Here is a 26,023-nt window from a genome sequence, read left to right on the forward strand (position 1 = left end):
CGCATGAGCCGCCGTACCCCCGCCGATCCCGAACTCGCCCGCAGACTCGGCAGACGTTCCGTGCTCGGCGTCGCCGCCGGAGCCACCGCCGCCGCACTGCTCGGCGCCGGCGCTCCGGGCGCCGCCGCCCTCGACAAACCCCACGCCGATCCGCTGATGCCGCCCGGCCGCCTCGGAATCCAGCTCTACACGCTCCGCGACAAGGTGGCGACCCTCGGTTTCGCCAAGGTCTTCGCCGAACTGGCGGCGTACGGCTACGACGAGGTCGAGTACGCCGGCTACACCCAGGGCTCGGCCGGCGCCATCACCCTCGCGCAGCTGAGGAGGCTCGCCCACGATTACGGGCTGCGCGGCATAGGCAGCCACGTCGGCTACCACGACGACAACAACCCGAAGGCCTACACCTTCGCGCAGAACCTCACCAAGGTCCTCGACGACGCCCAGGCACTCGGCCTCACCCACATAGGCACCGCCTCCGGCCCCTTCCGCTACGGATCGACGGTCGACGCCTGGAAGCGCGCCGCCGAGGACTTCAACACCTACGGGGCGGCGGCCAGAGCGCGCGGAATGAAGTTCTACCAGCACAACCACGCCGAGGAGTTCTCCTTCGCCACCGACCGGCCGGACGTCCGCCTGTACGACGTCCTGCTCGCCGAGACCGACCCCGACCTGGTCTTCCTGGAGATGGACATCTACTGGGCCCATGTCGGCCGGTTCCGGTTCGGCAAGCGGCCGGACGGCACTCCCGCCCCCTTCGACCCGTTGGGCTACGTACTGAAGCAGCCCGGCCGCTACCCGCTCTTCCACGTGAAGGACGGCGAGCACGACGAGGCCGCCCGCGACGGCTACCGCATGGTGGACGTCGGTGACGGCGACATCGACTACCAGCGGTTCCTGGACGCCGTCACCAGGCCCCTTCCCCAAGCTCTCGGCTCCGCTCGAGCAGGGGGGACCCCATCAGGCCGCCGCGACCACCACTGGCAGGTGGAGCACGACCACCCGATCATCGACTCCTTCACCACGGCCCGCCGCTCGGCCGCCCACCTTCACTCCCTGCGCCGAAAGGGCTGCTGACCGCCGCGCGTGCCGGGGCTCCTCCGTCGCTCCGACGCCGAGGGAGGAGCCCCGGCGCCCACGGGCCGGCACATCCCCGCGCTTGTCACCGTGCGCATGCGTACGGATGCGGTGCGTCCGGTCGGCGGCGCGACGGTGCGCACAGGGGCCCCGGGAAGCCACCGCACGGCACTGACCACCGGAAACGTGGGTGAGAGGGACCCTGAACCCCTGGTATTGTTTTCCATGTCGCCGCGGGAAACCGGGGTCGACCACCTGGTCCGGGTGGCGGAATGGCAGACGCGCTAGCTTGAGGTGCTAGTGCCCTTTATCGGGCGTGGGGGTTCAAGTCCCCCCTCGGACACCATCAGGGTCAACCGACCAAATGAAGCTGCTCAAAGCGACAGAATGTCGCCTTGAGCAGCTTTGTTGTTGTTCTGTGTATGCGCTGATGCAGACGGTGCGGATCCCGGTGAACCCTCGACAGTGCCGCTGGCCCCTCTCGCCTGAGCCATCCCTCTCGTGCTCGGGCGCGCCCGCGCGTAGGCCCGTGCGTGCCACGATGTCGGCCCCTCAGGACAGATTCCTATTCTGTGCCCCGCGACGGGCTCCGTCGGTGCAAAGCCGTCCAGTCCGTGGCCGCGCCCGACGGAGATCTGTTTGGATGAGGTAACGCACCATCAGTAACACCCGGTGGCGGTTGCTTTGGCTTGAGTGTGACGTAGCGTTGCCCCTTTGGCGGTGTTCGGAAGAGCATCGCAAGGCATCGTCGTGCCCTCAGTCATGGGGCACCGAGGGGTATTGGGATGAAGCTCTGCTTCCTCGTCGAAGAGCTGTACCGGCATGACAGCATGCCGCTTGACGTGGTCCAGCGACTGAAGTCGTGGGGACACCAGGTGGACGTGGTGTGCCCCGGCGGCTCACTACTGCGGATCTCGGAAGAGGTGCGGGCGGGGACCCATGACGCCTGGGTGCTCAAGACCGTGTCCGGCGGCCCCGGGCTCACCGTGCTGGAAGCCGCGGCGGCTGTGGGCCTGACCACGGTGAACGATGCGCGGTCGATCCGCGCAGTGCGCGACAAGGTCCTCACATCGGTCATCGCGCGACAGCACGGGCTGCCGGTTCCGGTGACTTATTCGGCACCGAGGGCCACGCTGTTCGCAGATGTTCCCGAGGAGCTCTTCCCCCTGGTGGTCAAGCCCGCCGACGGGAGCTCGGGGCGCGGGGTGCGGCTCGTGTCGGACCCCGGGCGGCTGGCGGAGACGGAGCAGGCGGGGGAGCGCCAACTCATCGCGCAGCCCTACGTGTCCAACTCCGGCTCCGACCTGAAGGTCTACTGTCTCGCGGGCGAATTCCACGCGACCTTGCGCCGCTCCCCGCTCCACCCGGACGGGCCGCTCGACGAGGGAGCCGTCCCCCTGCCCGCCGAGGTGGCCGCAGCGGCGGCGAAGGTGGGAGCGGTCTTCGGCCTCGATCTGTACGGCGTCGACGTGGTGCTCGGCCCCGACGGCCCCGTGATCGTCGACATCAACGACTTCCCGAGCTTCCGCCAGGTACCCGACGCCGTGTCCCGGTTGGCCGGAGCCGTCCTCGACCTGGCCAGGACGGGCGGCGCCACCAGGACGGGCGTGCTCGCCCCTGCTCCGCGCATACCCGCGCAGCCGCGGATTCCCCATGGACTGCCTCATCCGCACCCCGTCCCCGGCCCCGAAGCGGACATGCTGGCAGCCGTACCGGGGGCCACGCAGATATGAGGGTGTGTCTGCTGACCGACAAGCCGGATCATCCGCTGCTCGCCGCAGCCTCTTCGGCACTGATCGAGGCCGGGCACCGGGTGACGTTCCTGAACCCGGACACCGGAACCGGATCCCCGTCGGAACTGGTGACCCCGGACGATCTCGCCGACGTCTACCTCCTCAAGGCCCATACCCCCCGGGCACTCGTGCTGGCCCGATTCCTCGAGGCACACGGCGCCCGGGTGGTGAACTCCGCCGCCGCGACGGAGCTGTGCCAGGACAGGAGCCGGACCGCCGCCGTGGCGGAAGGCGCCGGCCTGCCGATGCCCGGGACGAGGACCCTGGACGCGCTGTCGGAAGCCCTCCACGGAGCGGAGCGGCCGGAGAGCGGCTATCCGCTCATGGTCAAGAGCCGCCACAGCCGGCGCGCGGACCTCGTCGCCCGCGTGGACGGGCCGGCCGAACTCCGGGACCTTGCCGTCAAGTGGTCCGACGAGCCCGTCGTCCTACAGGAGTTCGTCGCGAACAGCGGCTGGGACCACAAGCTTTGGGTGATCGCGGGCGAGGTGTTCGCTGGGGTGCGCCCCGCACCCGTGGGCGCTCCGCCGGACGGTGCGCAGTCCGCGCCACTGGTCCGTGACCTGCCGCAGTCCTGGACCCGACTCGCCCTCCACACGGGAGAGGTCTTCGGCCTGGATGTCTACGGTGTCGACGTGCTGGACCGCGAGGGAGCGCCCGTCGTCGTCGACATCAACGCCTTCCCGGGCATCCGCGGACCGAAGGGCGCCCCTGCGGCGCTGGCAGCCCTGGCACTGCGACGCCCCCGGCCCGGCCTTCCCGCCTACGAGGTCTGACACGCCCCGGCCTCCAGCAGGAACTCGCCGAGGGCTGCGCTCGCTTGACGCTCCCACTCGCTGTGGCGAGCCGTCGGAAAGGGCCCTTCCACCGCCACGCTCGGCCGGTGCACACCTCATCGGCGGCGCACGGGGCTGGGGCGGGCGTTGCATACCGCCCCAGCCGTCGCTCCCCAGCTCGCTCTTCTTGGTCCAGGACACCGGTCCTCGTTGTTGTGCGCGGTGGTGCCGAAGATCGACGAACCGGTGTCGAACAGGGGAACGGCAGCCTCGACACCAAGGAGAAGTCGCTGGTCGCAGGATTGTGTCGGTTGGCCGCCACCCCAGTGAAGACCTCACTTCATGTGGGGTCCTCCTCATGTCCGGGCAGTGGTGCGACCCGCCGCGCGACCAACGATCCGGCGAACCCCCCGGGGGGCGGCGCGGCCGTCGTCAGCTCCGGGTGGCGTACACGATGAGATTGTCGACGGGGTGGCCCTCGGCGTCGAAGGCGCCGTCGCAGGTGATGAGGCGCAGGGCGCGCTCGTCGGTGGCGCCGTAGACCTTCTTGGTCGGGAACGCCTTCTTGCCGACGGTCTCGGTGCCGGTGACCCGGAAGTGGAGTTCCGCGCCGCGGTCGTTGCGGACCGCGATGTCCGCGCCCTTGGCAATCTTCTTCAGGTCGTGGAAGACGGCCTTTCCGAAGCGGGTGTCGTTGTGCCCGATGAGAACGGCGGCGCCGCGCTCGCCCGGGGCGGGGTTGCCGGTGTACCAGCCGACGGTCATGCCCTTCTCGGCGGGCGGTACCTCCACGGTGCCGTCCGTGTTGAGTCCGAGCCGCATCACGTCACTGTCCACGCCGATCGAAGGGATGCTCAGGTGGATGGGGCGGGCGGCGGTGTCCGTCCGACCGGGGGTGTTCGTGTTCTCGGATCCCGTGTTCCCGGCGGAGCCGGCCGCTCCCGGGGCCGTGGCGGGGTACGCGGCATCGCCGCCGTCGCGGGCGGTTGACGGGGCGTCCGCACCGCCCGAGGAGCAGCTGGCGAGAGCGAGACAGACGAGCGCCGGAAGCATGGCGCGCCGGAGCGGCACGAGGGCACGGAACATGGGGGCTCCAGGGCGGGTGACGGGGAGGCAGGACGGCGGGAAGGGGGAGTGGGCGCCGCCCCGTCCGGGACGGGGCGGCGCCACCGGATGTGTGGGCCGGGGCGGCGCCAGAGCGCTCGGCGGTCGTCGTGCGCGGTCGTACGCCCGCGCGGTGGCTGCCGTACGCGACGCCCACCTCGGCGGTTCGTACCGGACCGACGGGCTTCCTATGGTCCCGACGGTCCGGGACCGCCGTGTGCCGGTCCGCTCAGTGGATCAGCGGCCCGGCTGCGCGGCGGCGCGGCGGCGCAGCACGAGCGTGCCCGCTCCCGCCACCAGAAGGGCGGCCGCGGCCGACCCGGCGAGGACGGTGGTGTTGTCCTCGGAGGCGGCGACCGGCCGCTCACCCGCGGCGACCCCGCCACGGGGCACGGCACCGCGGGGCGCCGGCGAGGACTCCCCGAGGTTGATCCTGGGGACGGGCTTGGCCCCGTCCTTGATGAGGACGGGGCTCTCGGGCGTGCCCTTCCCGGTGGTCGAGGCGGACGGCGAGGCCACCGGTGCCGAAGAGTCGGCGAAGGCGGCGGCGGACGGGACGAGTACCGCACCGGCCGCGACGGCGGCGAGGACGGCGGTACGCAGGGTCGAGCGATGGCGCATGCAGTGGACTCCATTCCGTATCGGCCCCGGCGTTGCCGGGTGCGGGTCCGCACCGGCACCGGGGCATGACGACAGGCTGGCGTGGAGTTGTGAGGAAGCTGTCAGACCGGTGTGGCCATCGCATCAGGTCCGCCGCGCGTCGTCCGGCCCGTCGATCCCTGTCACCGCGCCGGGCCCCCGGCCCCGTGCGTCCCTCCCTCCGGCTCGGGCTCCGTTCCCGCGCCGGCATCCGTGTCCGTGTTCGTGCGCCCCTCCATGCCCGCGTCCGCCTCCGCCTCCGCGTCCGTGGGATCGGTCGGCAGCCGCAGTGTGAACACCGAGCCCTGCCCCTCGACGCTGCTCGCGTCCACCGCTCCGCCGTGCGCCTCGACGAGCTTCCGTACGATCGCCAGGCCCAGCCCGCTGCCCCCGGTGCGGCGGTTGCGGGACTTCTCGGCGCGCCAGAAACGGTCGAAGACATGTGGCAGATCACCGGCCGCGATGCCGCTGCCCGTGTCGACGACGTCCACCACCACCTGGTCCCCGGCCTCCGACACGTACGCGTGCAAGGTCACCCGCCCGCCCTCCGGGGTGTGACGCACCGCGTTGGAGACCAGGTTGCCGATGGCCTGCCGCAGTCGCACCGGGTCGGCCGTCAGCCCGGGGACCGGGGCGTCCGCGGCCGTGTCACGGACCGCCAGCACGACCCCGGCGGTCTCGGCCCGGCCCTGATGGGCCGCGGCGACCTGTTCCAGTACGTCTTCGATGCGCACCGGCTCGGGGTGCAGCCGCAGCACGCCCGCGTCGGCGGCTGCCAGGTCCTGGAGGTCGTCGATGATGTGCTGCAACTGCACGGCCTCCGTGTGCAGCGAGGCGATGAACGCCGGATCGGGCTCCGCCAGTCCGTCCTGCGCCGCCTCCAGCCAGCCCCGGATATTGCTCAGCGGGGTCCGCAGTTCATGGGCGACGTCGCTGACCATGTCCTTGCGCTGTTCCTCCAGGCGGGCCCGGTGGGCGGACATGTCGTTGAAGGCCGCGGCGAGCCGCCCGATCTCGCTGTCGTCGGTGACCCGCACGGGTGCGGACTCCTGCCCGTCCCGCATCCGCTGCGCGGCGCCGGTGAGGGCCCGCAGCGGGCTCACGAGCCGGGCACCCGCGAGCATCGTCGCGCCGACCGTGAGCGCCAGGACGAGGGCGGCGGCGCCCGCGATCTTCGCGGTGTTCGACGGGGAGAGCGCGAAACCGGGCACGGTCGTGTCATTCGCGTCGCCGATGAACAGCATCGCGGGCGAGGCGACATGGGAACTGAGCTGCTCGCGACGGGCCGTGCCCACACAGGAGGCCGTGGCGCGGTCGTCGTCGCCGGTACGCACGCCCGGAACGGGGACGGGCGCCTCCGTGGACAGGACGATCAGGGGCGGTTCGGACGGCTGCGCCCACGTCAGGTCCAGGTTGAGCCGCACGCCCTCGCGGCCCTGCCGTACCAGACAGGCGTTGGCGAGCCGGTTGAGCGCCGTCAGCGCCTTCCGCTCGGTTGCGGTCGGCCGGTCCAGTTCCTCGGCCGCGCACCGCGTGCCGTGGGCCTCGTCCGAGTCGTTGCCGACCACCTTCACGCGCGGGCGTCCGCTGGGCCCCCGTACCACGTCCGCCGCGACCCCGAGCCGGCTCATACAGGCCGTGCTGCGCTCGGCGGCCCGCTGCAGAACGGTGCGTTCGGACGCCGGCAGCCGGAACGGGCCGACCGCGCGCGGATCGATCCGGTCGGCCGCGCTGCCCGCCTCGCCCACCGGCTGGGACAGGGCCGTGTCCACGGAGAGCGGGTCGACGACCGCCGATGCCTGGGGCGGCAGCGCGGGCCGGGACGGCGCCGTGGCGGAGTCCGCGAGGAGCCCGCGCTGTTCCGTCGTGAGCGCGATCCGCCGACCGGACCGCCGTGCCAGGTCGCGCACGGTGGCCTCGACGCCGTCCCACGTCGGGTGGGTGGCCGCGTATCCGAGAAGGGTGTTGTAGATCCTGGCGTCGGCGGTGAGGTTGCGCCCCTGCTCCTGCTTGATGGCGCCGGACGTGGTCTGCACCGCCAGCCACGCGGTCGCGGCCACCGAACAGGCCGCCACCAGCGCCGATACGGCCAGCAGACGGCCGAACAGGCTCTTGCGGAGCGGCAGCCGGTCCGGCCGGACGCGACGTCGGGCCTCCTTTGGGCCACGGACGCTCGCGCCGCGGCCCGGGTTACGACGGCGCACGCGAGGCCCCCCTCGCCGGGTCGGTCAGCTTGTAGCCCACCCCGAAGACCGTGAGCAGCCGGGCGGGCCTGCGCGGTACGGGCTCGATCTTCTTCCTCAGGTTCATGATGTGCACGTCGACGGTCCGGAAGCTGATGTACCGGTCGAAGCCGTGCAGTTCCTCCAGGAGCCGCTGCCGGGAGAAGACCCGTTCCGGCTCGGCCGCCATGGCGGCGAGGATCCTGAACTCGCCACGGGTGCACTCCACGGACCGACCCTCCACCGACACCTCGTGCCGGACCGGATCGACCGTCAGCGCACCCACCCGTAGCACCTGATCCGCGGCGGTGTCGACGGCCGCCGCCCCGCGCCGGCTGCGCCGCAGCAGGGTCCGCACCCGCGCCATCAGTTCGCGCGGGCTGTAGGGCTTCGTCATGTAGTCGTCCGCGCCGAGGTCCAGCCCCAGCAGGAGGTCGTCCTCGGTGCTGCGGGCCGTCAGCATCAGCACCGGCACCTCCCGGTGCTCGGCGCGCAGTACGCGCACCACGTCCAGGCCGTCCGCCCGCGGCATCATCACGTCGAGCACCAGCAGATCGGGCTCCCGGTGCCGGACCTCGGCGAGGGCGGCGAGCCCGTCCGCGACGACCCGGACCGAGTGCCCCTCGTGTTCGAGATAGCGGCGTATGAGCTCCGCCTGCTTCTCGTCGTCCTCGGCGACCATGACGTTTGCGCACACGCGGACGATCGTAGACGAGCCCCGACGGCCTCCCGCGGGGCTCTCGTCCGAGTACGGTCCCGGTCCGCGGACCGGTGGACCCGGTCGCGGCGGCCGGGACTCCGGCTCACGAAACGGCGCGGGACCGCGACCGTGACCGGGAGCCGACGGACGCCTCACGGGTGCGGACCGGAGGACCGGTCGATCCGGGGCTACGTCCGCGGCCCGGCGCGACGGCGGCGCGCGACCCGCCTCGGCGCCGCCCGGCCCTCGTGACCCCGTGCGCCGCCCCGGGGCGTCAGCGCGCGGACGCGACCACCGGGTAGTGATCGGACAGGTTGGTGTACGTGTAGCTCCTGCCCCAGCTGGTCACCGTCCAGGGCGCGCTCCGCTCCTTGATCACGTCGTTGGTCCACCCGGACGGCTTGGCGTGCCCGGCGCGGTGCAGCACGTGATCGAGGTCCTCGCGCGGGTCGTCCGGGTAGCGGTCGGCGGCGACGGAGTTGTCCCGGGTGTCGAACGAGTACGGGTGGCCGGTACGGGCGTCGGCGGCGGTCAGTCCCGCGTCGGAGAGCATGGACGCGTACTCGGAGGAGTGCGAGTCGACGTTGAAGTCCCCGGCCACGACGACCTGTTCGGACGCGGGGATGTTCTTCGCGTCGAGGAAGGCGTCGATCTCCTTGAACTGCAGACTGCGCTTCGCGGCCGCCTCGCCCGCCCCGCAGCCGGGATCGGTCGACTGCGTGTGCGTGCCGACGACGTGCACCGGGGTGCCGTTGACGTTCAACTCGACGTAGGCGAAGCCCTTGTTGGACCACCAGTCGCTGCCGCAGGCGTCCTTGTAGATGTACTGCTCCTTGCGGACGACGGGCCACTTGCTCAGCACCGTGACGCCGCCGTCCTCCGGAGTGACGGCCGAGTACGCCCCGCCGGTCGCGTCCCAGCCGCTCTTGCTCCGCCCCACCACGGGGGTCTGGTACGGGTACTGGGCGGATGTATTGCGCAGCAGGGCGTCGGAGGCCGAGTTGTCGAACGCCTCCTGGAGCACCACCACGTCATTGCCCTGGAAGAAGGAGGCCCTGGGTATTTCCGCGGCCCGGTGGTCCTGCCCCCAGTTGGGGTAGAGGGTCTTGCTGAAGACGAACGCGTTGTACGTGAGGACGCGCAGGGACGGGGTGTCCGCCGCCGACGCCTGCGGGACGTTCGCGGCGAGCGCGACCGCGGCGAGTGCGGTGGCCAGAGCCGCGCCGGAGGCGCGGCGGGGGGTGGAGTGCGGCACGGGGTCTCCCGGAGCGGAATGAGGGTGGGACGTTGCCGTCGCCCATCAAAGCAGGGCGAGTTACCCGTGGGTAGACAGTGGATGCCGGGAGTCTTGCCGCAGCACCACGAATGAACGGGGGGCGTGCTGGAGTGCCGGGCGGGCGGAGCGTGAACGGCTGCGACGGACCGTCCGAGGAGTGTTCCGGCCCCATCCGTACGGGGCCGGCCTCCGGGCGCCCCGGGGCGGTCCTGCTCGGACGCGCGCACGGCCGATGCGCGTCGAAGGGGGCGAACACCGCGCGCTCTGCGGGAGATACCGGGCCGCGTGACGCTAACGTTGGTCCGCACGGTGGCGGCGGCGGTGCCGGGGAGGGCGTACCGCGCGGAACACCGGGAACGAGGAGTGCGCGACATGCTGGATCCCACATCGGTGGCGGCGATCTCGGCGGTACTCGGTGCGATCGGCGCGGGAATGGCCAACGAGGCCGGGAAATGGGCCTGGGAGTCGACCGGCGGCGTCGTGCGCAGGATCGTCGGCAGGGAGGTCGTCGCGCCCGTCGCCGCGGACGAACGTGACGACGTGGCCCGCCTGATCCACGAACGGATCCGCACCGACCCGCAACTCGCAGGCCGTTGGTCCCTGTTCGCCGCGCGACTGCCCGACGGTCCGCGTCCGGTCAGGGCCGTCGGATCGCACCTTCCCGCCTCCATAAGGTTCTTCACGGACCGCAAGGAGGCGATGAGGCGGCTTCACCGCGAGGCGTCCCGTCGTGCCGACGGCAGGCCCCGGCTGGCCCTGGTGCACGGCCCCGATGGAATGGGCACCAGCACCCTCGCCGCGCACTTCGGCTCACGGCACGGCCGCCTCTTCCCGGACGGCCGGATCTACGCGGACCTCGGCGGCGGTGGCGTCGGGAGCGCACGGGACACCGGCGCCGTCCTGCGCGCGCTGCTGCGTCAACTCGGTGTGCGCGACGAGGACATGCCGCCCGCCACCGACCTGCTCGGCGAGTTCTTCCGCCACTGCGTGACCGACCGCAAACTGCTGGTGGTGCTCGACCACGCGCATTCCGCGGCACAGGTCAGGCCGTTCCTCACCTCGGCCCCGGGAGTCTTCACCATCGTGGTGGCCAGGTCACCGTTCCCCGGCCTCGACGCCCTGCGGGTCCCTGTGGGCCCGTTGACGGACAGGGATGCGGTGCGGCTGCTCACCGACATCACCGACAAGTCCACCGTCGCCGCCGCTCGCGCCATGCTGCCGTCGCTGCTCGAACGCTGTGGTGGATCGCCCTACGCGCTGCGGGCGGCGGCGGCGCGGCTCTCCACTGCCCCGCCGCCCACGCCCGCCGCGGTGGCGGACGGCGATCCGGTGAGAGGCGCGGCGGACGACGCCTACCGGCTCCTGGCGCCGGAGGCCGCCAAGCTGTACCGGCTGATGGCGTTGCGCGGCTGGCCCGCCTTCGACGCCGACGTGGCCGCGCGGACCACCGGCCTGGACCCGGAGGCCGTCCCCGGCCTGCTCGAGGACCTCGCCGACAGGATGCTCCTGGAGCGCGCCCTCGGCGGAAACGGAGACTGGCGCTACCACTACCGCCCTGGTGTCCGCGCACACGCCGAGACCACGGCGATCCGGGACGACGGCATCGCCGCCTGCTCCGCCGCTCTCGGCCGCGCGCTGCTGGCCTACGCGGAACGGGCATCGGCCGCGGCCCATCAGGCCCTCCCGGAGAGCTGGCGTGTCCCGGCCCCCGCCGACGACGGGAGCGGGCGGCGGTACGAGGACAGGGGCGCCGCACTCGACGCGCTCCTCGCGGAGACGGGCAATCTGATCGAGGCCGTTCGCTGTGCCGAGGAGTCGGACGCCCCGGAGACCGGCGTACGGCTGTGCCGCGCGCTGTGGCCGGTGCAGCTCAAGGCGGGACACCACGAGACGCTGCTGCCGGCCCTGCGCACCGGTGCGCGACTGGCCGACGCCCACCTTCCCGGGAGTACCGACGCCGGGGCGCTGCACGCGCAGCTCGCGCACTCGCTCACCGAGTTGGGGCGCTGGGAGGAGGCGGAGACGGAGGCGAGAGCGGCGGCGCGGGCCGAGGAGGCCGCCGGTCACAAGCGGGGGCAGGCCTCGGCCGTCGAGTTCCTGGGCCTGCTGAGGCTGCGTCAGTGGCGGTACCAGGAGGCGTACGAGTGCTTCGACCGGGCCGCCGGCATCCTGGACACGATGGACGCGCGGGACGAGGGCGCGGCCGACCGGCCACGCGCCTCGGCCCTGCTGGAACGTCATCGCGGTCGGGCCCTGCGAGGGCTCGGACGCGGCGGGGAGGCCCGGCGGCGGCTGGAGACCGCGCTGAGCCACTTCCGGACGGCCCGCGACACGTACAACACGGCCCGGACCCTCACCGACCTGGCCGAGACCTGGCTGGACGACAATGACGGCGACGCGGCGCTGCCCCTGGTCGACGAGGCGATCGCGACCCTCGAAGGCCAGCGCGCCGAGTACCACGTGGCGTACCTCCGCCGCATGCGGGAGCGCTGCGTCGCCGGGTGACGCGCCGGCTCTCACCGGTCCTGTGGCGCGGGTGGCGTCAGAGGTGCGATCCGTACCCGGTGCAGCCGATCCCCCGTCCGTACGCGGAGCCCGGCATCCATCACCCGGGCGAGCCGCTCCGCGGGCACAGGCGCGTCGGGGACGTACGACGCCAGCCAGGCGTACAGGGCGGAGGCGTACGCGGCGGGATCCGCACCGGGTGCGTCCGCCGCGTCGGTCCCCGGGGCGGCCGACAACAGGAGCGGCTCCTCGCCCCGCACGCGCACCACACAGGCGGACGGTCCGGTCACATAGGCCGCGACGGAGCAGTTCCGGTGGCGGCGCAGCACCTCGGCGGTCCAGACCGCCGGGGAGCCGAAGCGCGGGTCGTCGGGTGTCCCGTCCCGGAACACGACATCGGCCAGGTCCAGGTGGTCCACGTCCCGGGTGTCCTCGTGCAGCGCGATGTGGAGTTCTCCGCCCCGGCCGGGGTCTGCCGCCGGGTGCGGATCGGCCCGGCGGCGGACCGCGACCTCCCCGGGCCCGAGCACCCACGTCCGTACGTGCAGCGGAACGGTCACCGTCCCCGGTTCGTGGTCCGGCAGCGGCAGGGGCTTCAACGAGGCCGGGCGATCGGGCTCCGGCGCTCCCATCATCGAGTAGAACAGCCGGCGCAGCCGGGCCGCGGACTCGCCCGGGACGGACGTGGTGAATTCCGCGGGCCCGGTCAGCGGCCGGTGACCGGCGAGAAGCCCTTCGATCTGGGCGACGAGCGACGTGCCGGGATCGAGCTTCGGAGCCTCCCGCATGAACGTGGAGATCGGCGCGTCCGGATCCAGGGAGTCGAGCGGCGCCGCCCCCAGCAGCACCGGGGTGCCGAGCGCGGCCGCGTAGAAGGTCACGGAACCGTGGTCTCCGATCACGGCGTCGGCGGCCAGCAGGGCCTGCCGCCACCCGTTCAGCGGGTCGATCAGCGAGAGGCCGGAACGCCGTGCGCGATCCAGCCAGGAACGGACCTGGCCGGGCCCGTGGCCGTGCCAGATGTTGGGGTGCAGTACGGCCGCGAACCGGTACTCGTCGACGGGGAACTCGGCGGCGACCCGGTCCAGCAGTGCCGCGACCACATCACCGCCATCCCCGCCGTCGCCGAACAACGACTCCGAGTTCCACGTCGAGTTGAGCAGTACGAGCCGCTGGCCCGGCCGCACCCCCAGCGCGCGGCGGAAGCGCTCGCGAAGCGGCCGTGCGGCCAGTATCCGGTCGAAGCAGGGGTCACCGGCGAGGACGGCCGTCGGCGCGGCCTCCGGGCAGGCGAGACGCAGGCGCTCGTACTGCTCGGGATGGGAGAGCACGAGGGCGTCCGCGATCGGTGTGCCGCCGCGGAGCAGCCATTCCGGCGCGAGGCCGAAGACGGGCGCGGCCCGGCCCGACCCCGGCCGGTATCCGGTATCCGGTATCCGGTATCCGGTATCCGGTGTTGCGAGCCTTTTAGTGTAGCCGACACCGTGCGAGAGGACGGCCAACCGGCCTGAAAATACGTCCAGTTGACCACCGAAGCTGGCGGAGACGGCCAGATCCACCCGTGTCTCGACCGCCTGCTCCCAGGGAAGGACGGGTACTCCCGTCTCGGCCAGCAGTTCCCCCGTACCGGACATGAACGCCGAGGACCCCGTACAGGTGGCCAGCAGTTGGATCCGCAGGTCGTCGTCGAACAGGGGGAGCACGTCGAGCAGCCGGGTCGCGGCGGTCACGTTGTGCACGACGACGAGGACCCGCAGGCACTCTCCCCGGGTGACCCATCGTTCCGCCTCGTCCCCCACCGGCACCCGCACCCGCCGGGTCCGCCCGTACTCGATCATCCGCACACCGCTCATCCACTCCGACTCGTCCGCTCCGGGCCGCTCACGCGTCGGGCCACGATAGTCAACCGGTGCGCGCGGTCCGACGGTCGACCGGCGGGCGGGCCGTCCGTCCCTTTTCGGTCAGTCATCAGTCAGTATCGGTCTCCGGCGATCGTTCATGTGGTGACAACAGTAGTGATCGACGCCGAAAGGATCACTGAATCTCCCTATAGTGAAGCCGCGTTGATCAGCCGACCACCGCAACGAGCGCAGCCCTCGTCACAGGAGAGTCCGTACGATGACGATGCCCGCATCCGCCGTGCCCGACCGTCCGACCGAGGCCGCGGCGCCCCCCGGAGGCGGCTGCCCGGCGCGCGCCGCTTCGCCGTCCGTCCCGCTCGGCGGGCCCGACTTCCACACCGATCCCCGGGTCCTGTACCGCACCATGCGGAACGAACACGGACCGGTGGTCCCGGTGGAGCTGCCCGGGGGATTCCCCGCCTGGCTGGTCATCGGGTACCGGGAACTCCACCAGGTCACCAGCGACGGCGAGCTGTTCCCGAGGGACGTCGGGCTGTGGAACCAGTGGGGGCGCGTCCCGGACGACTGGCCGCTGTTACCCATGGTCGGCCGGCCGATGCCGTCGGTCTACTTCACGGCCGGGGACGAGCATCGTCGCCACGCCCTCATGGTCGGACGGGTCCTGGAGGAGGTCGAGCAGTTCCGGCTCCGCGGGGACTGCGAGGAGCTGGCCGACCGGATCATCGACGGGTTCTGCCACCGGGGGACGGCGGACCTGATCAGTGAGTTCGCCGTGCCGCTGCCCGTGCTCGTCCTCGCCCGTCTGGTCGGCTTCCCCGACGCCGAAGGTTCGCGGATCGCCGAGGTACTGCGCGACCTCGCCGACGGCGGCCCCGGCGCCCAGGAGGCCCATCTGCGGTTCGGCGAGCACATGCGGCGACTGCTGGAAACCCGGCGGGCCGTACCCGGACCCGATGTGACGTCCCGGATGCTGGCGTACGGGGGTGACTTCACCGACGAGGAGTACGTGCTCGACCTCATGGCCATCACCGCCGCCGGGCACCTCACCACCGCCGACTGGATCGGCAACTCGCTGCGGCTGATGCTCACCGACGACCAGTTCGCCGTGGCGCTCACCGGCGGACGGCACAGCGTCGCCGAGGCCATGAACGAGGTGTTGTGGGAGGAGTGCCCGACACAGATCCTCGCCGGCCGCTGGGCGTCCCGCGACACCTGGCTGGGCGGTCGGAACATCCGGGCCGGGGACATGGTGTTGCTCGGCCTGGGCGCCGCCAACGCCGATCCGCATATCCGTCAGCACCTCCCGACCGCGGCCGGACCGTCGGGCCGGCGCGGCAACAGCGCGCATCTGGCGTTCAGCCACGGCGAATACCGCTGCCCCTTCCCCGCCCAGGAGATCGCGGAGACCATCGCCCGGACCGGCATCGAGGTGCTGCTCGACCGCCTGCCCGATCTGGCGCTGTCCGTCCCGGAGCGGGAACTCGTCCGGCGGCGGTCCGCCTTCCTGCGTGGCATGACCGCGCTGCCGGTCCGGTTCACCGCCGTACGCCCGACAGGAGACCTCGCGTGAGCTGTCCGTACACCGCCGCCCATGGAGCCGCTTCGAGCGACGGGACCGTCGTCATCGACCCGTTGGTCCAGGACCTCGACGGCGAGACGGCGCGGCTGCGCGCCGCCGGGCCGCTCGCCCGCATCGAGCTGCTCGGGGTGCGGGCCTGGACCGTCACCCGGCACGACCTGGCACGTCAACTGCTCGTCGACCCGCGCCTGGTGAAGGACATCGGTGCCTGGGAGCTCTGGCGCAGCGGAGCCGTCACCCGCGCCTGGCCGCTGATCGGCATGATCGACGCCGGACGCTCCATGTTCACCGTGGACGGGGTCGAACACCGACGACTGCGCGCCAAGACCTCCCAGGCACTCACGCCGCGTCGGCTGGAGGAGATACGTCCGCGGATCGAGCGGTTCACCGAGGAACTGCTCGACTCCCTGGCCGAGCACGCCGAACGGAGTGCGGACGGTGTCGTCGATCTCAAGGCCGTGTACGCGCAGCCGTTGCCGATGCGGGTGGTCGGCATGCTGATGGGGGTGGACGAATCGGAGCACCCCATGCTGCTGCGACGGTACAAGGCGTTCTTCTCCATGCTCACACCGCACGAGGAACGCCTGGCGCTGCTGGCCGAGTTGGACGAGTTCTACGCCGCCCTCGTGCGGGAGCGGACCGCCCGGCCCACCGACGATCTCACCAGCGCGTTGATCCTCGCCGACGAGGGAGGGGAGCCGCTCACCGAGGAGGAGGTGATCGGCAACCTGAAGGCGATGGTGGCCGCCGGGCACGAGACCACCATCGGGCTGATCCTGAATTCCGTACGCGCGCTGCTCACCCACCCCGACCAGCTGCGAAGGGTCCTCGACGGCGAGATCGCGTGGGAGACGGTGATCGAGGAGTCGCTGCGCTGGGACACCCCGACCACCCACCTCCTGATGCGGTTCGCCACCGAGGACATCCCGGTGGGCGACGTGGTGATCGCGAAGGGCGAGGGCGTGGTCGTCTCGTACCGTGCCGTCGGCCGCGACACCGAGCAGCACGGGCCGGACGCCGACGACTTCGACATCACCCGGCCGACCCCGATCCGTCACATGGCCTTCGGACACGGTCCCCACATCTGTCCGGGGGCGGCACTCTCCCGGTTGGAGGCCGGCATCGCGCTGCCCGCGTTGTTCGCGCGCTTCCCCGGGCTGAGGGCGGCCGTCCCGGACCACGAGATCCGCAAGCTGCCGGTGATGACGCAGAACGACATGGAGGCGTTCCCGGTCCTGCCGCTCGGGTGAAACGGGCCGAGGCGAAGGACGGCACGGGCCGGGGGCGCGCGGGGCCGCCCCCCGTACGCCGGTGCGTCGCCGTCCGTCGGGTGGGAGGGGCCGGCGCCGTACGTCAGTCCGTCGCGTCCGCCAGGGCACGGTCGGCCGCGGCGCGCGACCGCTGCCACAGCGTGGTCACCGGCTCCCACACGTGGATCCCGTCGGGCATGCCCACCACGGACGCGGAGAACGTGACGCCGCGGTGGGAGGGGTCGGCCGCCACGGACAGGCTCCGGACGACGTGCCCCTCCACGGCCCCCGGGTCCGCCGTGCGCATCGCCGCATACGCATGCTCGCCCCGGGCGAGCGCGTAGGGACCGCTCTCCGAGGGCGGAACGGGCTGGGCGGAACCGTCCAGGCCCCTGAACGTGACCGTCGGGATCCGGTCCACCACGCAGGTCCGGTCGCCGCGGTTGACGACGTCGAGCCGGACGACGTTCCGGCGGCCGCCGGGCTCGGCCCGCACTTCGAGGTCCTTCTCCGGGCAGACGGACTGCCGGCTCGTGACGCCGTCCGGTGCGGTGGCGGCCGGGGCCGGTGCCGCGGTGGCCGTCGACGCCAGGGCGGCACCGACGGCGCCGACGGCGAGGGTGGAGACGAGAGCGGAGCAAAGACGCATGGTGTTTCTCCCGTGGGATCGGTGGCCTGCGGATACGGCCGGGCGGCCCGGCGGCCTGCGCGGTCGCCACGGCCAGTGTGGCCGGTGCCGCCCGGCCTGCGCGACAGAACAGGGGCAAGCGGCCTCGACGGATCCGTGTCGGGGCGGGCCGGGGCGGTGCTCAGCGCGCCCGGACCGTGGCCATCACCTCGCGGTCCGGCTGCAGGGTCAGGGACGGCACGGGGTTGATGACGCCGGGATCCACCTCCAGGTGGAAGCGGCGTGCCAGCACGGCCAGGACCAGCACCGCCTCGACCATCGCGAACCGTGTGCCCAGGCAGACCCGCGGGCCTCCGCCGAACGGGAACCAGGCGTACTCCGCGATGTCGTCACCGCTCTCCGGGTCCCAGCGCTCGGGTCGGAACTCCTCCGGCTCGGGGAACCAGCGCGGGTCGCGGTGGGTGGCCCACTGGCTGGTCCACACCCGGGTGCCCTGCGGAATCGGTACGCCGCCGATCCTCGCCCCCGCCTTGGCGACGCCCGTGACCAGCCAGATCGTCGGGTAGAGACGCAGGGTCTCCTTGACGACCGATCGGGTGTACGTCAGCCGGGCGTAGTCGTCGAACTCGGGCTCCCGGCCGTCGAGCACCCGGTCCAGCTCCTCGGCCAGCGCGGCACGGGCCCGCGGATTGCGGGACAGCAGGTACCAGGCCCACACCAGGGTCGAACTGGTGGTCTCGTGCCCTCCGATGTAGAGCGTGACCGTCTCGTCGCGCACCTCCTGGTCCGTGAGGTGTGCTCCGGTCTCGTCGACCGCCGTCAGCAGTCGGCTGAGCAGGTCGGGACGGTCGCTCTCGCCGTCGCGGTGCCGGGCGACGACCCGGCCCACCTCGGCGTCGATGACCGCGGCGGCCTTCCTGATCCTCGCCCGGCCCGGTGTCGGCACCCAGTCGGGCAGCAGTGCGCCGATCCCGGCGAATTCCCTGCCGATCTCCTGCTGGGCCACGTCCATCGCCCGGCCCATCGCCTCGGCGTCGGCCGCGGTGTCGACACCGAAGATCGTGCGGACCGCGATCCGCTGCGTGAGCGCCGCCATCTCGCGTTTGATGTCGACGCGTTGACCGTCGGACCAGGCGTCGGCCACCTCCACCGTGCTGCCCGCCATCGTCGCCGCGTACGAACGCACCTGCTTGGGGCGCACGGAAGGCTGGACCAGCGAGCGCTTGCGCCGCCAGTCGGCACCCCGGGCGACCACCACGCCGTTGCCCATCACGGTGCGGAAGGCGATGCCGAGCGCGGGCTGGTCGAAGGAGCGTTCCGTCTCGGTCAGCAGTTCTCCGATGCATGCCGGATCGGCGATATACAGACTGGAGTTGGGGCCGAACCGCCAGGCGACCATGTCTCCGTGGCCGTGCAGCCGCTCGAAGAAGGCGAGCGGGTCCTTGCTGAACTGCGACAGGTTTCCGAGGAACGGCAGCCCCTTCGGGCCGGGTGCGATCGTGTGGCCCCGTGGTTCGGTGCCGACGGCCGGGCCGGTCTCCGTGGACATGAAGGTCTCCGCTCCCTCGTTCCGCTCCGTGTGACGCACCTCGACCGGTGCGCGACGGCATGACGTCAGGATTACCGCACGACACGCGCCTCGTCATCTTCCTTTGACGGGCGGGGAGTTGTCGATGCCGAGCCGTGATCCGCGAGCTGTGTGCCGTGGGCGGGGGAGCGGCGCCGGGGCATGGGGAGCGGTGCCGGTACGGGTGCCGCCGGGCGGGAGCGGTTCTCGGTCCCGCCCGGCGAGCCCCGGGCCAGGGGCCCGCCGGGGGTACGGTCCGGCCGGCCCGGACGTGGGGCCGGCCGGTGACGCGGCTCGGTTCCCCGCGGTGCGACGTCGGGTCAGACGCCCGGCGGGATCCGGGACGGGCGGCCGGTGCCGCGGGTGAGGGAGTAGCCGAAGACGGCGGCGAGCGCTCCCAGGACACCGCCGCCGACGGTCCACAGCCAGCGGTTGGTCCACCAGCCGGAGGCCCAGCCGTCCTCGGGCTCGCTGCCGAGCGAGACCCTGGTCTCTGCGTCGTCGCCGTCGGTGGCCGAGGAGTCCGACACCTGCTCGACGGAGGACGCGCCGGGAACCAGCGGTGCGGCCAGCCTGCCGTCCACGTCCGCCGCGCCGCCCCGGTCGACCGAGCCCGCCTCGACCTCGGCCCGGATCGGGAGACCCAGGTCCGCCGAGGGGAGGTCGACGACCGTGAGGCGTACGTAATAGCTGCCCGGCAACGGGTCGTTGGCCCACGGCTCGGACCAGGCGCGAACGGTCCGCAGCACGCAGGTCAGCTCGACCGACGACGCGTCGGCCGCCGCCTTCCCGGTCTGGCGGCCGTACATGCACGCCTGGCGGCGCCGCAGCCCGTCGTACACGTCCACCTGCCAGGTCGACGTGCCGTGCCGGGCGGCGCTCTCCGGCAGGGTGATCTTCGCCTTCACCGTGGCCCGCTGCCCGGCGTCGGCGGGGAAGACCCAGTACAGGTAGTCACCCGTGGACGCCTCGGCGGTGGCCCGCTGGTCCTGCTGGATCGCTGTCGCCGTGCGGAAGGTGGTGCCGGCCTCCGTGGGGCCGGGAGCGCCGTCCGAGGAACTCGGGCTCGGGTCCGCCGACGGGTCGTCGGCCGTGGCGGCCCCCGCCGATGTCAGCAGGGCGAGTCCGGTCAGCAGCGCACCCGCGAGTGCACGAGTCGTACGCCTCATCAGTTGGTCCTCCAGATGGCGATGCGCCAGCGTGAGAGCCAGCCCGTCAGCAGTCCCGCGACCAGTCCGGTGAGGACCAGGACGCCCAGCAGCCACCAGCCGTGGCCGAGACCGAACGCGGCGACGTCGGACGCGTCGTCAGGGGCGTCCACCAGGTCCACGGTCAGCTCGATGGGCATGCCCGGTTCGGTCTTCACCGAGGCCGGAACCGAGAAGGAGTTGCTGACCTGGAGGCACACGGTCTCCGCGGCGGGCTTGTCGCCGCTGTCCGTGTCGTCCTGCTGCGGCTTCGGGTAGCGCAGACCGGAGGAGATCGCGTCGGTGCGGCCGGTGCCGGACTCCGAGCCCCGGACGATCTCCCGCCCGTGCACGGTCACCGCTCTCAGCAGCACGCCGTAGTCGTTGTTCACGGCACGGTCCGCCGAGACACTGACCGAGGCGCGCAGTTCCTGGCCGGGCAGGACGTCCACCCGGTACCAGCGGTGCTGGCCGATCTTCTCGCGGTCGGTGTACAGACCCGCCTTGAGCCGGGGCGCCCCGGAGCAGCTGTCCGCGCCCTCGGTCGCCACCGGAGTGACGACGGGTTCGGCCGCACGGTCCACCAACTGCTTGACGCGGCCGGACAGTTCATCGGTGTGCTGGACGGCGGTGTAGGTGCCGCCGGTGGCCTCGGCGATGCAGGTCAGCTGCTCGCGGATCTTCGCGTTCGGCACCAGGCCCAGGGTGTCGATGACCAGGTGGATGCCGCGTGCCGCGATGTCGCGCGCCACCTCGCACGGGTCCAGCGGACCGCAGGTGTCCTCGCCGTCGGTGATCAGCACGATCCGCCGGGTGGTGTCGCCGCCCTTGAGGTCGTCGGCGGCGCCCAGCAGGGCCGGGCCGATCGGGGTCCAGCCCGTCGGGGCCAGCGTGGCCACCGCGGTCTTCGCCTCGGTGCGGTCCAGTGGGCCGACCGGGTAGAGCTGCCTGGTGTCCTTGCAGCCGACCTTCCGGTCGTCGCCCGGGTAGTTGGCGCCGAGCGTCCGGATGCCGAGCTCCACCTGCTCGGGCACCGCGTCGAGGACCTCGTTGAACGCCTGCTTCGCCGCGGCCATGCGGGACTGGCCGTCGATGTCCCGGGTCCGCATCGAACCGCTGACGTCGAGCACCAGCTCGACCTTGGGGGGAGCCTTGGTCGGGGTTTCGTCGGCCGCGGCGGGGAGTGCCGAACCGAGCCCGGCGGTCAGGGTGGCGAGCAGGATGCCCACCCCGACCGTGAGCCTTCTTCTTATGATCATCGCCGGATACTATTGAAGATTGCTTCGCTTCCCCAAACCGGTGCGGAGGCGGTGGAGGCTCCCTTCTTCCGTGCTTTCGGGGACGAGTGACATGCGGTCAGTGGCCGTGCGACCTGCGGTGAACCGGTGGGTCGCACGCACTCGGCGACGGGCGACCTGTCGTCCGTCACGCGTGGTCCGTGTCCGCACTGTCGACGGGGTTACGAGGGAAGGGATCCGCCCAGGAGGGGGCGTGCCGCCCGCTCCAGGACCGACTCCACCCGCTCCCAGGTGGCCGAGTCCCGCCGGACGGCGGGCAGTCGGGCCCCGTCGCCCGCGCCCCAGGCGGTGGCGATCGCGACCGGGTCCTCGTCCGTCGCCGCGGCCGCGGCCAGCGCCGCCGCGCCCAGCGCCACCGGTTCGCCCGGGGCGGGCACGATCAACGGCCGCCCGGAGAGCCGTCGTACCGTCTCCACCCATGTGCGCCCCCGGGCGCCGCCGCCGATCAGGCGCAGCGGCCGGGCGGCCACCTCGGGGGCGGCCGGGTCGAGGCCGCAGGCCCGCAGGAGTTCGTCCAGGGCGCGCAGCACGGTGACGACCGCGCCCTCGTACGCGGCCCCGAGGAGCTGGCCCGGGGTGGTGTCGTGCCGGAGCCCGGTGAGCAGGCCGGACGCGGTGGGCAGGTCGGGTGTGCGCTCGCCGTCGAGATAGGGGAGCAGCACCGTCTCGCCGCCCGGCGTCGCGTCCTCACGGTCCAGGCCCAGCAGCACCGCGACCTTGTCGACGGCGAGCGTGCAGTTGAGGGTGCAGGCCAGCGGAAGGTACGTGCCGTCCGTCGCGGCGAACCCCGACAGGGCCTTCGACACCGGCCGCGACCGGGAGGCGGCGAAGACCGTGCCCGAGGTGCCGAGGCTGAGCACCGGGTGGTCCAGCAGCCCGGCGCCGCCGAGGCCGAGACCCACCGCGGCACCCATGTTGTCCCCGGTGCCCGCGGCCACGGCGATCCCGGCGGGCAGGCCCAGGGCGTCGGCCGCGTCGGCGGTCAGCGGGCCGATACGTGTCGCTCCCGTCTCGGCCACCTCCGGCAGCGACGCGGCTTCCAGGTTGATCAGTTGGAGAAGCCCGGAGTCGTACGCGCCGGTGGCGGTGGAGTACCAGCCGGTGCCCGAGGCGTCTCCCGGGTCGGTGGCGGCGATGCCCGTGAGGCGCTCGGTGAGGAAGTCATGGGGGAGGCGTACGGCGGCCGTCGCGTCGGCGGTGCGCGGCTCGTTCTCCCGCAGCCAGCGCCATTTCGAGGCGGTGACCGAGGCCACGGGGGCCGAGCCGGTCCGCAGCGCCCAGGCATCGGGGCCGCCCAGCGCCGCCGTGAGGGCAGCGGCCTGCGGGGCGGAGCGGGTGTCGTTCCAGAGCATCGCCGGACGGAGCGGACGCCCCGTCCGGTCGAGGACGACCAGCCCGTGCTGCTGCCCGCACACCGCGATGCCCGTCACGGCGGAGGCGGGCACACCGGACTCCTCCAGCCCCGCGGCGACGGCGTCGCGCAAGGCCCGCCACCACATCTCGGGGTCGCTCTCGCGGGCCCCGGCCTCCCCGGAGACCACGTGCGGTGCGCGGCCGACGGCGAGCGGCCGGCCGGTGTCGGCGTCGACGAGGACGGCCTTGGTCGACTGGGTGGAGCTGTCCACGCCGATGACGACGACACGCGAATGCACGACCCGTCTCCTTCCTGCTCCCGCGCGGTGCGCAGGCCGTCCCGCGGGGGCGGTCGATTCGTGCCATGCGGCGAGTGACGCATGCGTCGGACATTTTCGACCGCGAGGAGAACAAAACAAAGAGCCGGGTCCGCGCCGGGCCGTGAACGCCTCGCGGACGCGCGGAGAAGTGTGGGAGTGGCGGGGTTACGGCGCGGGGGCCGCGGGTGCATGATTGGTCATCCGCGTAAACAAATATCCGGGCGGGTCACGCTATCCGGCCCCCGTCCCGGTTTTGGGACCCGACGGCACCGAAGGCGGCCAGACGATGACGACGGAACGCTTGACGCCCACTCCCGCGGACAGGTTCACCTTCGGCCTCTGGACGGTGGGCTGGCAGGGACGTGACCCCTTCGGCGACGCGACCCGCGCCGCGCTCGACCCGGTCGAGTCCGTACGGCGCCTCGCGGAACTCGGCGCTTACGGTGTGACCTTCCACGACGACGATCTCATTCCGCCCGGTGCGGCGGACGGCGAGCGCGAGAGGATCGTGAAACGGTTCCGGCAGGCGCTGGACGCGGCCGGGCTCGTCGTGCCCATGGCGACGACGAACCTCTTCACCCATCCGGTGTTCAAGGACGGCGCGTTCACCGCCAACGACCGGGACGTACGCCGCTACGCGCTGCGCAAGACCCTGCGCAACATCGACCTGGCCGTCGAACTCGGCGCCACCACCTATGTGGCCTGGGGAGGACGCGAGGGCGCGGAATCCGGTGCGGCCAAGGACGTCCGGGTCGCCCTCGACCGCATGAAGGAAGCCTTCGACCTGCTCGGCGACCATGTGACCGAGCAGGGGTACGACCTGCGATTCGCCATCGAGCCCAAGCCCAACGAACCGCGCGGCGACATCCTGCTGCCGACCGTCGGACACGCCCTCGCCTTCATCGAGCGCCTCGAACGCCCGGAGCTGGTCGGCGTGAACCCGGAGACCGGGCACGAGCAGATGGCCGGGCTGAACTTCCCGCACGGCATCGCGCAGGCCCTCTGGGCGGGCAAGCTCTTCCACATCGACCTGAACGGTCAGTCCGGCATCAAGTACGACCAGGACCTGCGGTTCGGCGCGGGCGACCTGCGTCAGGCGTTCTGGCTCGTCGACCTGCTGGAGACGGCCGGCTACGAAGGTCCGCGGCACTTCGACTTCAAGCCGCCGCGGACCGAGGATCACGAGGGCGTCTGGGCCTCGGCCGCGGGCTGCATGCGCAACTACCTGATCCTCAGGGAACGCGCCGCCGCCTTCCGCGCCGACCCCGCCGTGCGGGAAGCGCTGCGCGCGTCCCGGCTCGACGAACTGGCCCGCCCGACCGCCGCCGACGGGCTGTCCGGGCTGCTGGCCGACCGGTCGGCGTTCGAGGAGTTCGACGTCGACGCGGCGGCGGAACGCGGCATGGCCTTCGAGGTACTGGACCAGCTGGCCATGGACCACCTGCTCGGCGTTCGCTGACCGCCCGTCGTCGCGGGCGGGTCCTGCCCGGCGGTCGCGCGGGGCGCGTGCGAGGTGCGCGACGCGCGCGCCGCGCCGGTCAGCCGGTGGTCCGGTCCCCGGCGTACGCCGCCGGGTCGGCGAGCACCTTCGCCGTCACCTGGGCCGCCGCGCCCCGCGCCGCGTCGCTCGCCTCGGACGCGGCGCGCAGCCGCCCGTTCTCCGGGGACCAGAGCCCGGACACCACCCGCGCGCACAGCTCCTCGGCCACGGGCGGGGACAGCCACGGCATCAGGCCCCGGTAGATTCCGCCGAGCACCACCGCGTCCGGGTCGAGCAGGTTCACCGCCCCCGACAGCACCCGCCCCAGCATCCGCCCGGCCTCCGTGACCGCGGCCACCGCCCGGCCGTCACCGGCCCGCGCGCGCCGTTCCAGTTCGGCGACCCCGGCTCCGGCACCGGGCTCCTCGATGCCCGCGGCCCGCAGCAGTGCCGCCTGCCCCGCGTACCGTTCCAGACAGCCGCGCGAGCCGCACCGGCACTCCGGGCCCGCCGCGTCCACCACCACGTGCCCGATCTCCCCGGCGAACCCGTGGGCCCCGCGCAGGAGTTCACCGTCGACGACCAGGGCGCCGCCGACGCCGATCTCGCCCGTCACATGAAGGAAGCTTCGGACCGTGCCCGGCGAGCCGAACCACAACTCGGCGAGGGCGGCCAGATTGGCCTCGTTCTCCGAGGACACCGGCAGTGCTCCGTGCCCGGGCCGCCGGTCGGCGAGCGAGGCGGCGAAGAGTTCCTCGGCCGGGACCCGGTTCCAGCCCAGGTTGGGCGCCTGACGCACCGTGCCGCCGGAGACCAGGCCGGGCAGGGCGAGCGTGGCCCCGACCGGGGACAGCCCCTGCTCGTGCGCCGACGCCAGGGCGCCTGCGGCGATTTCGGCCGCCCGCGCCAGTACCTGCGCGGGGGGTGCGCCGCGGTTGTCCAGGTGCTCGGTGAGGCGTACCCGGTCGGTGCCCGCCAGGTCCACGACGCACACCGACACGTAGTCGATGTTGACCTCCACCCCGAGCCCGGCCGGTCCCGTGCGGGCCACCCCGAGCGCGGTGCCGGGGCGCCCCGCCTGCCCGCTGAACGTCTTGCCGTACTCGGTCAGGAACCCGAGGCCGAGGAGTTGTTCGACGAGCGAGGACACGGCCGCGCGGGTCAGCCCCACCCGGGCGGCGACCCCGGCCCTCGTCGCCTCGCCCTCGTCACGGACGGCCCGCAGCACCAGGCTGAGGTTGCTCCGGCGCACGGTGTCCTGGTCGGCCTTCGGCCCCAGCGGTGCGAGGTTGCGCTTCATGTCGGGGCCGAGCCTATGCGATCCCTTGTACGAAAAGTGGCGCCATCCGCGTATGGCGGGACGCGGCGACCCGGGTCCGGGACAGCGGCGCCCGCGTACGGACGGACGGG

At 72.6% G+C, this 26,023-nt stretch carries 19 protein-coding genes and 1 tRNA gene; 8 read left to right on the forward strand and 12 right to left on the reverse strand.

Going from position 1 to position 26,023, the window contains the following annotated elements:
• The first annotated feature begins 3 nt into the window (after nt 1-3).
• From ACFYY6_RS23665 to ACFYY6_RS23680, 4 genes are all read left to right on the forward strand, one after another.
• On the forward strand, nt 4-1,074 hold the full coding sequence (locus ACFYY6_RS23665; RefSeq protein ID WP_351523416.1) for a sugar phosphate isomerase/epimerase: 1,071 nt from the start codon (nt 4-6) through the stop codon (nt 1,072-1,074).
• Between the two features lie 258 nt (nt 1,075-1,332).
• A tRNA-Leu gene (locus ACFYY6_RS23670) sits at nt 1,333-1,420 on the forward strand.
• 439 nt (nt 1,421-1,859) lie between these two features.
• Complete coding sequence (locus ACFYY6_RS23675; RefSeq protein ID WP_389194975.1) at nt 1,860-2,807, forward strand: RimK family alpha-L-glutamate ligase; 948 nt, start codon at nt 1,860-1,862, stop codon at nt 2,805-2,807.
• Entirely contained in the window at nt 2,804-3,643 is an 840-nt protein-coding gene (locus tag ACFYY6_RS23680; protein ID WP_389194979.1) for a RimK family alpha-L-glutamate ligase, read from the forward strand. Before ACFYY6_RS23675 ends, ACFYY6_RS23680 begins: the two co-directional genes overlap by 4 nt.
• A 432-nt stretch (nt 3,644-4,075) precedes the next feature.
• Here ACFYY6_RS23680 and ACFYY6_RS23685 read toward each other — a convergent pair whose 3' ends face one another.
• The 5 genes from ACFYY6_RS23685 to sph form a co-directional block, all read right to left on the reverse strand.
• Entirely contained in the window at nt 4,076-4,729 is a 654-nt protein-coding gene (locus ACFYY6_RS23685) for a class F sortase (protein ID WP_389194982.1), read from the reverse strand.
• Nucleotides 4,730-4,984: 255 nt separating this feature from the next.
• Complete coding sequence (locus ACFYY6_RS23690) at nt 4,985-5,368, reverse strand: sortase-dependent protein (protein ID WP_351630380.1); 384 nt, start codon at nt 5,366-5,368, stop codon at nt 4,985-4,987.
• Nucleotides 5,369-5,529: 161 nt separating this feature from the next.
• Nucleotides 5,530-7,590 carry a sensor histidine kinase gene (locus tag ACFYY6_RS23695; RefSeq protein WP_389194985.1) on the reverse strand — a complete coding sequence of 687 codons (2,061 nt, stop codon included), beginning with the start codon at nt 7,588-7,590 and terminating at the stop codon, nt 5,530-5,532.
• Nucleotides 7,577-8,305 carry a response regulator transcription factor gene (locus ACFYY6_RS23700; protein ID WP_351522449.1) on the reverse strand — a complete coding sequence of 243 codons (729 nt, stop codon included), beginning with the start codon at nt 8,303-8,305 and terminating at the stop codon, nt 7,577-7,579. Before ACFYY6_RS23700 ends, ACFYY6_RS23695 begins: the two co-directional genes overlap by 14 nt.
• 277 nt (nt 8,306-8,582) lie before the next feature.
• Complete coding sequence (gene sph, locus ACFYY6_RS23705) at nt 8,583-9,563, reverse strand: sphingomyelin phosphodiesterase (protein WP_351630376.1); 981 nt, start codon at nt 9,561-9,563, stop codon at nt 8,583-8,585.
• A 393-nt stretch (nt 9,564-9,956) separates the two neighbouring features.
• On the opposite strand from sph, the gene ACFYY6_RS23710 reads away from it, so the two are divergent.
• Entirely contained in the window at nt 9,957-12,089 is a 2,133-nt protein-coding gene (locus tag ACFYY6_RS23710) for a tetratricopeptide repeat protein (protein WP_389194988.1), read from the forward strand.
• Between the two features lie 11 nt (nt 12,090-12,100).
• Here ACFYY6_RS23710 and ACFYY6_RS23715 read toward each other — a convergent pair whose 3' ends face one another.
• Nucleotides 12,101-13,942, reverse strand: a complete 1,842-nt coding sequence (locus tag ACFYY6_RS23715) for a hypothetical protein (protein ID WP_389194991.1) — start codon at nt 13,940-13,942, stop codon at nt 12,101-12,103.
• A 265-nt stretch (nt 13,943-14,207) separates the two neighbouring features.
• Between ACFYY6_RS23715 and ACFYY6_RS23720 the strand changes: the two genes are divergently transcribed.
• Nucleotides 14,208-15,521, forward strand: a complete 1,314-nt coding sequence (locus ACFYY6_RS23720) for a cytochrome P450 (protein ID WP_351522455.1) — start codon at nt 14,208-14,210, stop codon at nt 15,519-15,521.
• A complete protein-coding gene (locus tag ACFYY6_RS23725) occupies nt 15,518-16,780 on the forward strand; it encodes a cytochrome P450 (RefSeq protein WP_386609058.1) in 1,263 nt (420 codons plus the stop codon). Before ACFYY6_RS23720 ends, ACFYY6_RS23725 begins: the two co-directional genes overlap by 4 nt.
• Before the next feature lie 103 nt (nt 16,781-16,883).
• Here the strand turns inward: ACFYY6_RS23725 and ACFYY6_RS23730 are convergent, their stop codons facing one another.
• The 5 genes from ACFYY6_RS23730 to xylB all read right to left on the reverse strand — a co-directional run bounded on the left by ACFYY6_RS23730 (nt 16,884) and on the right by xylB (nt 23,112).
• On the reverse strand, nt 16,884-17,429 hold the full coding sequence (locus tag ACFYY6_RS23730) for a DUF4232 domain-containing protein (RefSeq protein ID WP_351630363.1): 546 nt from the start codon (nt 17,427-17,429) through the stop codon (nt 16,884-16,886).
• Between the two features lie 160 nt (nt 17,430-17,589).
• A complete protein-coding gene (locus ACFYY6_RS23735) occupies nt 17,590-18,957 on the reverse strand; it encodes a cytochrome P450 (RefSeq protein WP_389194995.1) in 1,368 nt (455 codons plus the stop codon).
• 338 nt (nt 18,958-19,295) lie between these two features.
• Entirely contained in the window at nt 19,296-20,144 is an 849-nt protein-coding gene (locus ACFYY6_RS23740; RefSeq protein ID WP_389194998.1) for a hypothetical protein, read from the reverse strand.
• Nucleotides 20,144-21,421 carry a VWA domain-containing protein gene (locus ACFYY6_RS23745; protein WP_386609061.1) on the reverse strand — a complete coding sequence of 426 codons (1,278 nt, stop codon included), beginning with the start codon at nt 21,419-21,421 and terminating at the stop codon, nt 20,144-20,146. Before ACFYY6_RS23745 ends, ACFYY6_RS23740 begins: the two co-directional genes overlap by 1 nt.
• A 200-nt stretch (nt 21,422-21,621) precedes the next feature.
• Entirely contained in the window at nt 21,622-23,112 is a 1,491-nt protein-coding gene (xylB, locus tag ACFYY6_RS23750) for a xylulokinase (RefSeq protein ID WP_351522464.1), read from the reverse strand.
• 307 nt (nt 23,113-23,419) lie between these two features.
• Between xylB and xylA the strand changes: the two genes are divergently transcribed.
• Nucleotides 23,420-24,592 carry a xylose isomerase gene (gene xylA / locus ACFYY6_RS23755; protein ID WP_351522466.1) on the forward strand — a complete coding sequence of 391 codons (1,173 nt, stop codon included), beginning with the start codon at nt 23,420-23,422 and terminating at the stop codon, nt 24,590-24,592.
• 79 nt (nt 24,593-24,671) lie between these two features.
• Here xylA and ACFYY6_RS23760 read toward each other — a convergent pair whose 3' ends face one another.
• The gene (locus ACFYY6_RS23760) at nt 24,672-25,913 is read right to left on the reverse strand and encodes an ROK family protein (RefSeq protein ID WP_351522467.1); all 1,242 of its coding nucleotides are present in this window, start codon (nt 25,911-25,913) and stop codon (nt 24,672-24,674) included.
• Between the last annotated feature and the right edge of the window lie 110 nt (nt 25,914-26,023).

The sequence above is a fragment of the Streptomyces sp. NPDC001750 genome (genome assembly GCF_042892615.1).
GTDB lineage: Bacteria > Actinomycetota > Actinomycetes > Streptomycetales > Streptomycetaceae > Streptomyces.

Coding starts and splice junctions, on each gene's coding strand:
- ACFYY6_RS23665 (WP_351523416.1), top strand. CDS start 4: ATGAGCCGCCGTACCCCCGCCGATCCCGAACTCGCCCGCAGACTCGGC.
- ACFYY6_RS23675 (WP_389194975.1), top strand. CDS start 1,860: ATGAAGCTCTGCTTCCTCGTCGAAGAGCTGTACCGGCATGACAGCATG.
- ACFYY6_RS23680 (WP_389194979.1), top strand. CDS start 2,804: ATGAGGGTGTGTCTGCTGACCGACAAGCCGGATCATCCGCTGCTCGCC.
- ACFYY6_RS23685 (WP_389194982.1), bottom strand. CDS start 4,729: ATGTTCCGTGCCCTCGTGCCGCTCCGGCGCGCCATGCTTCCGGCGCTC.
- ACFYY6_RS23690 (WP_351630380.1), bottom strand. CDS start 5,368: ATGCGCCATCGCTCGACCCTGCGTACCGCCGTCCTCGCCGCCGTCGCG.
- ACFYY6_RS23710 (WP_389194988.1), top strand. CDS start 9,957: ATGCTGGATCCCACATCGGTGGCGGCGATCTCGGCGGTACTCGGTGCG.
- ACFYY6_RS23715 (WP_389194991.1), bottom strand. CDS start 13,942: ATGAGCGGTGTGCGGATGATCGAGTACGGGCGGACCCGGCGGGTGCGG.
- ACFYY6_RS23720 (WP_351522455.1), top strand. CDS start 14,208: ATGACGATGCCCGCATCCGCCGTGCCCGACCGTCCGACCGAGGCCGCG.
- ACFYY6_RS23730 (WP_351630363.1), bottom strand. CDS start 17,429: ATGCGTCTTTGCTCCGCTCTCGTCTCCACCCTCGCCGTCGGCGCCGTC.
- ACFYY6_RS23735 (WP_389194995.1), bottom strand. CDS start 18,957: ATGTCCACGGAGACCGGCCCGGCCGTCGGCACCGAACCACGGGGCCAC.
- ACFYY6_RS23740 (WP_389194998.1), bottom strand. CDS start 20,144: ATGAGGCGTACGACTCGTGCACTCGCGGGTGCGCTGCTGACCGGACTC.
- ACFYY6_RS23745 (WP_386609061.1), bottom strand. CDS start 21,421: ATGATCATAAGAAGAAGGCTCACGGTCGGGGTGGGCATCCTGCTCGCC.
- xylA (WP_351522466.1), top strand. CDS start 23,420: ATGACGACGGAACGCTTGACGCCCACTCCCGCGGACAGGTTCACCTTC.
- ACFYY6_RS23760 (WP_351522467.1), bottom strand. CDS start 25,913: ATGAAGCGCAACCTCGCACCGCTGGGGCCGAAGGCCGACCAGGACACC.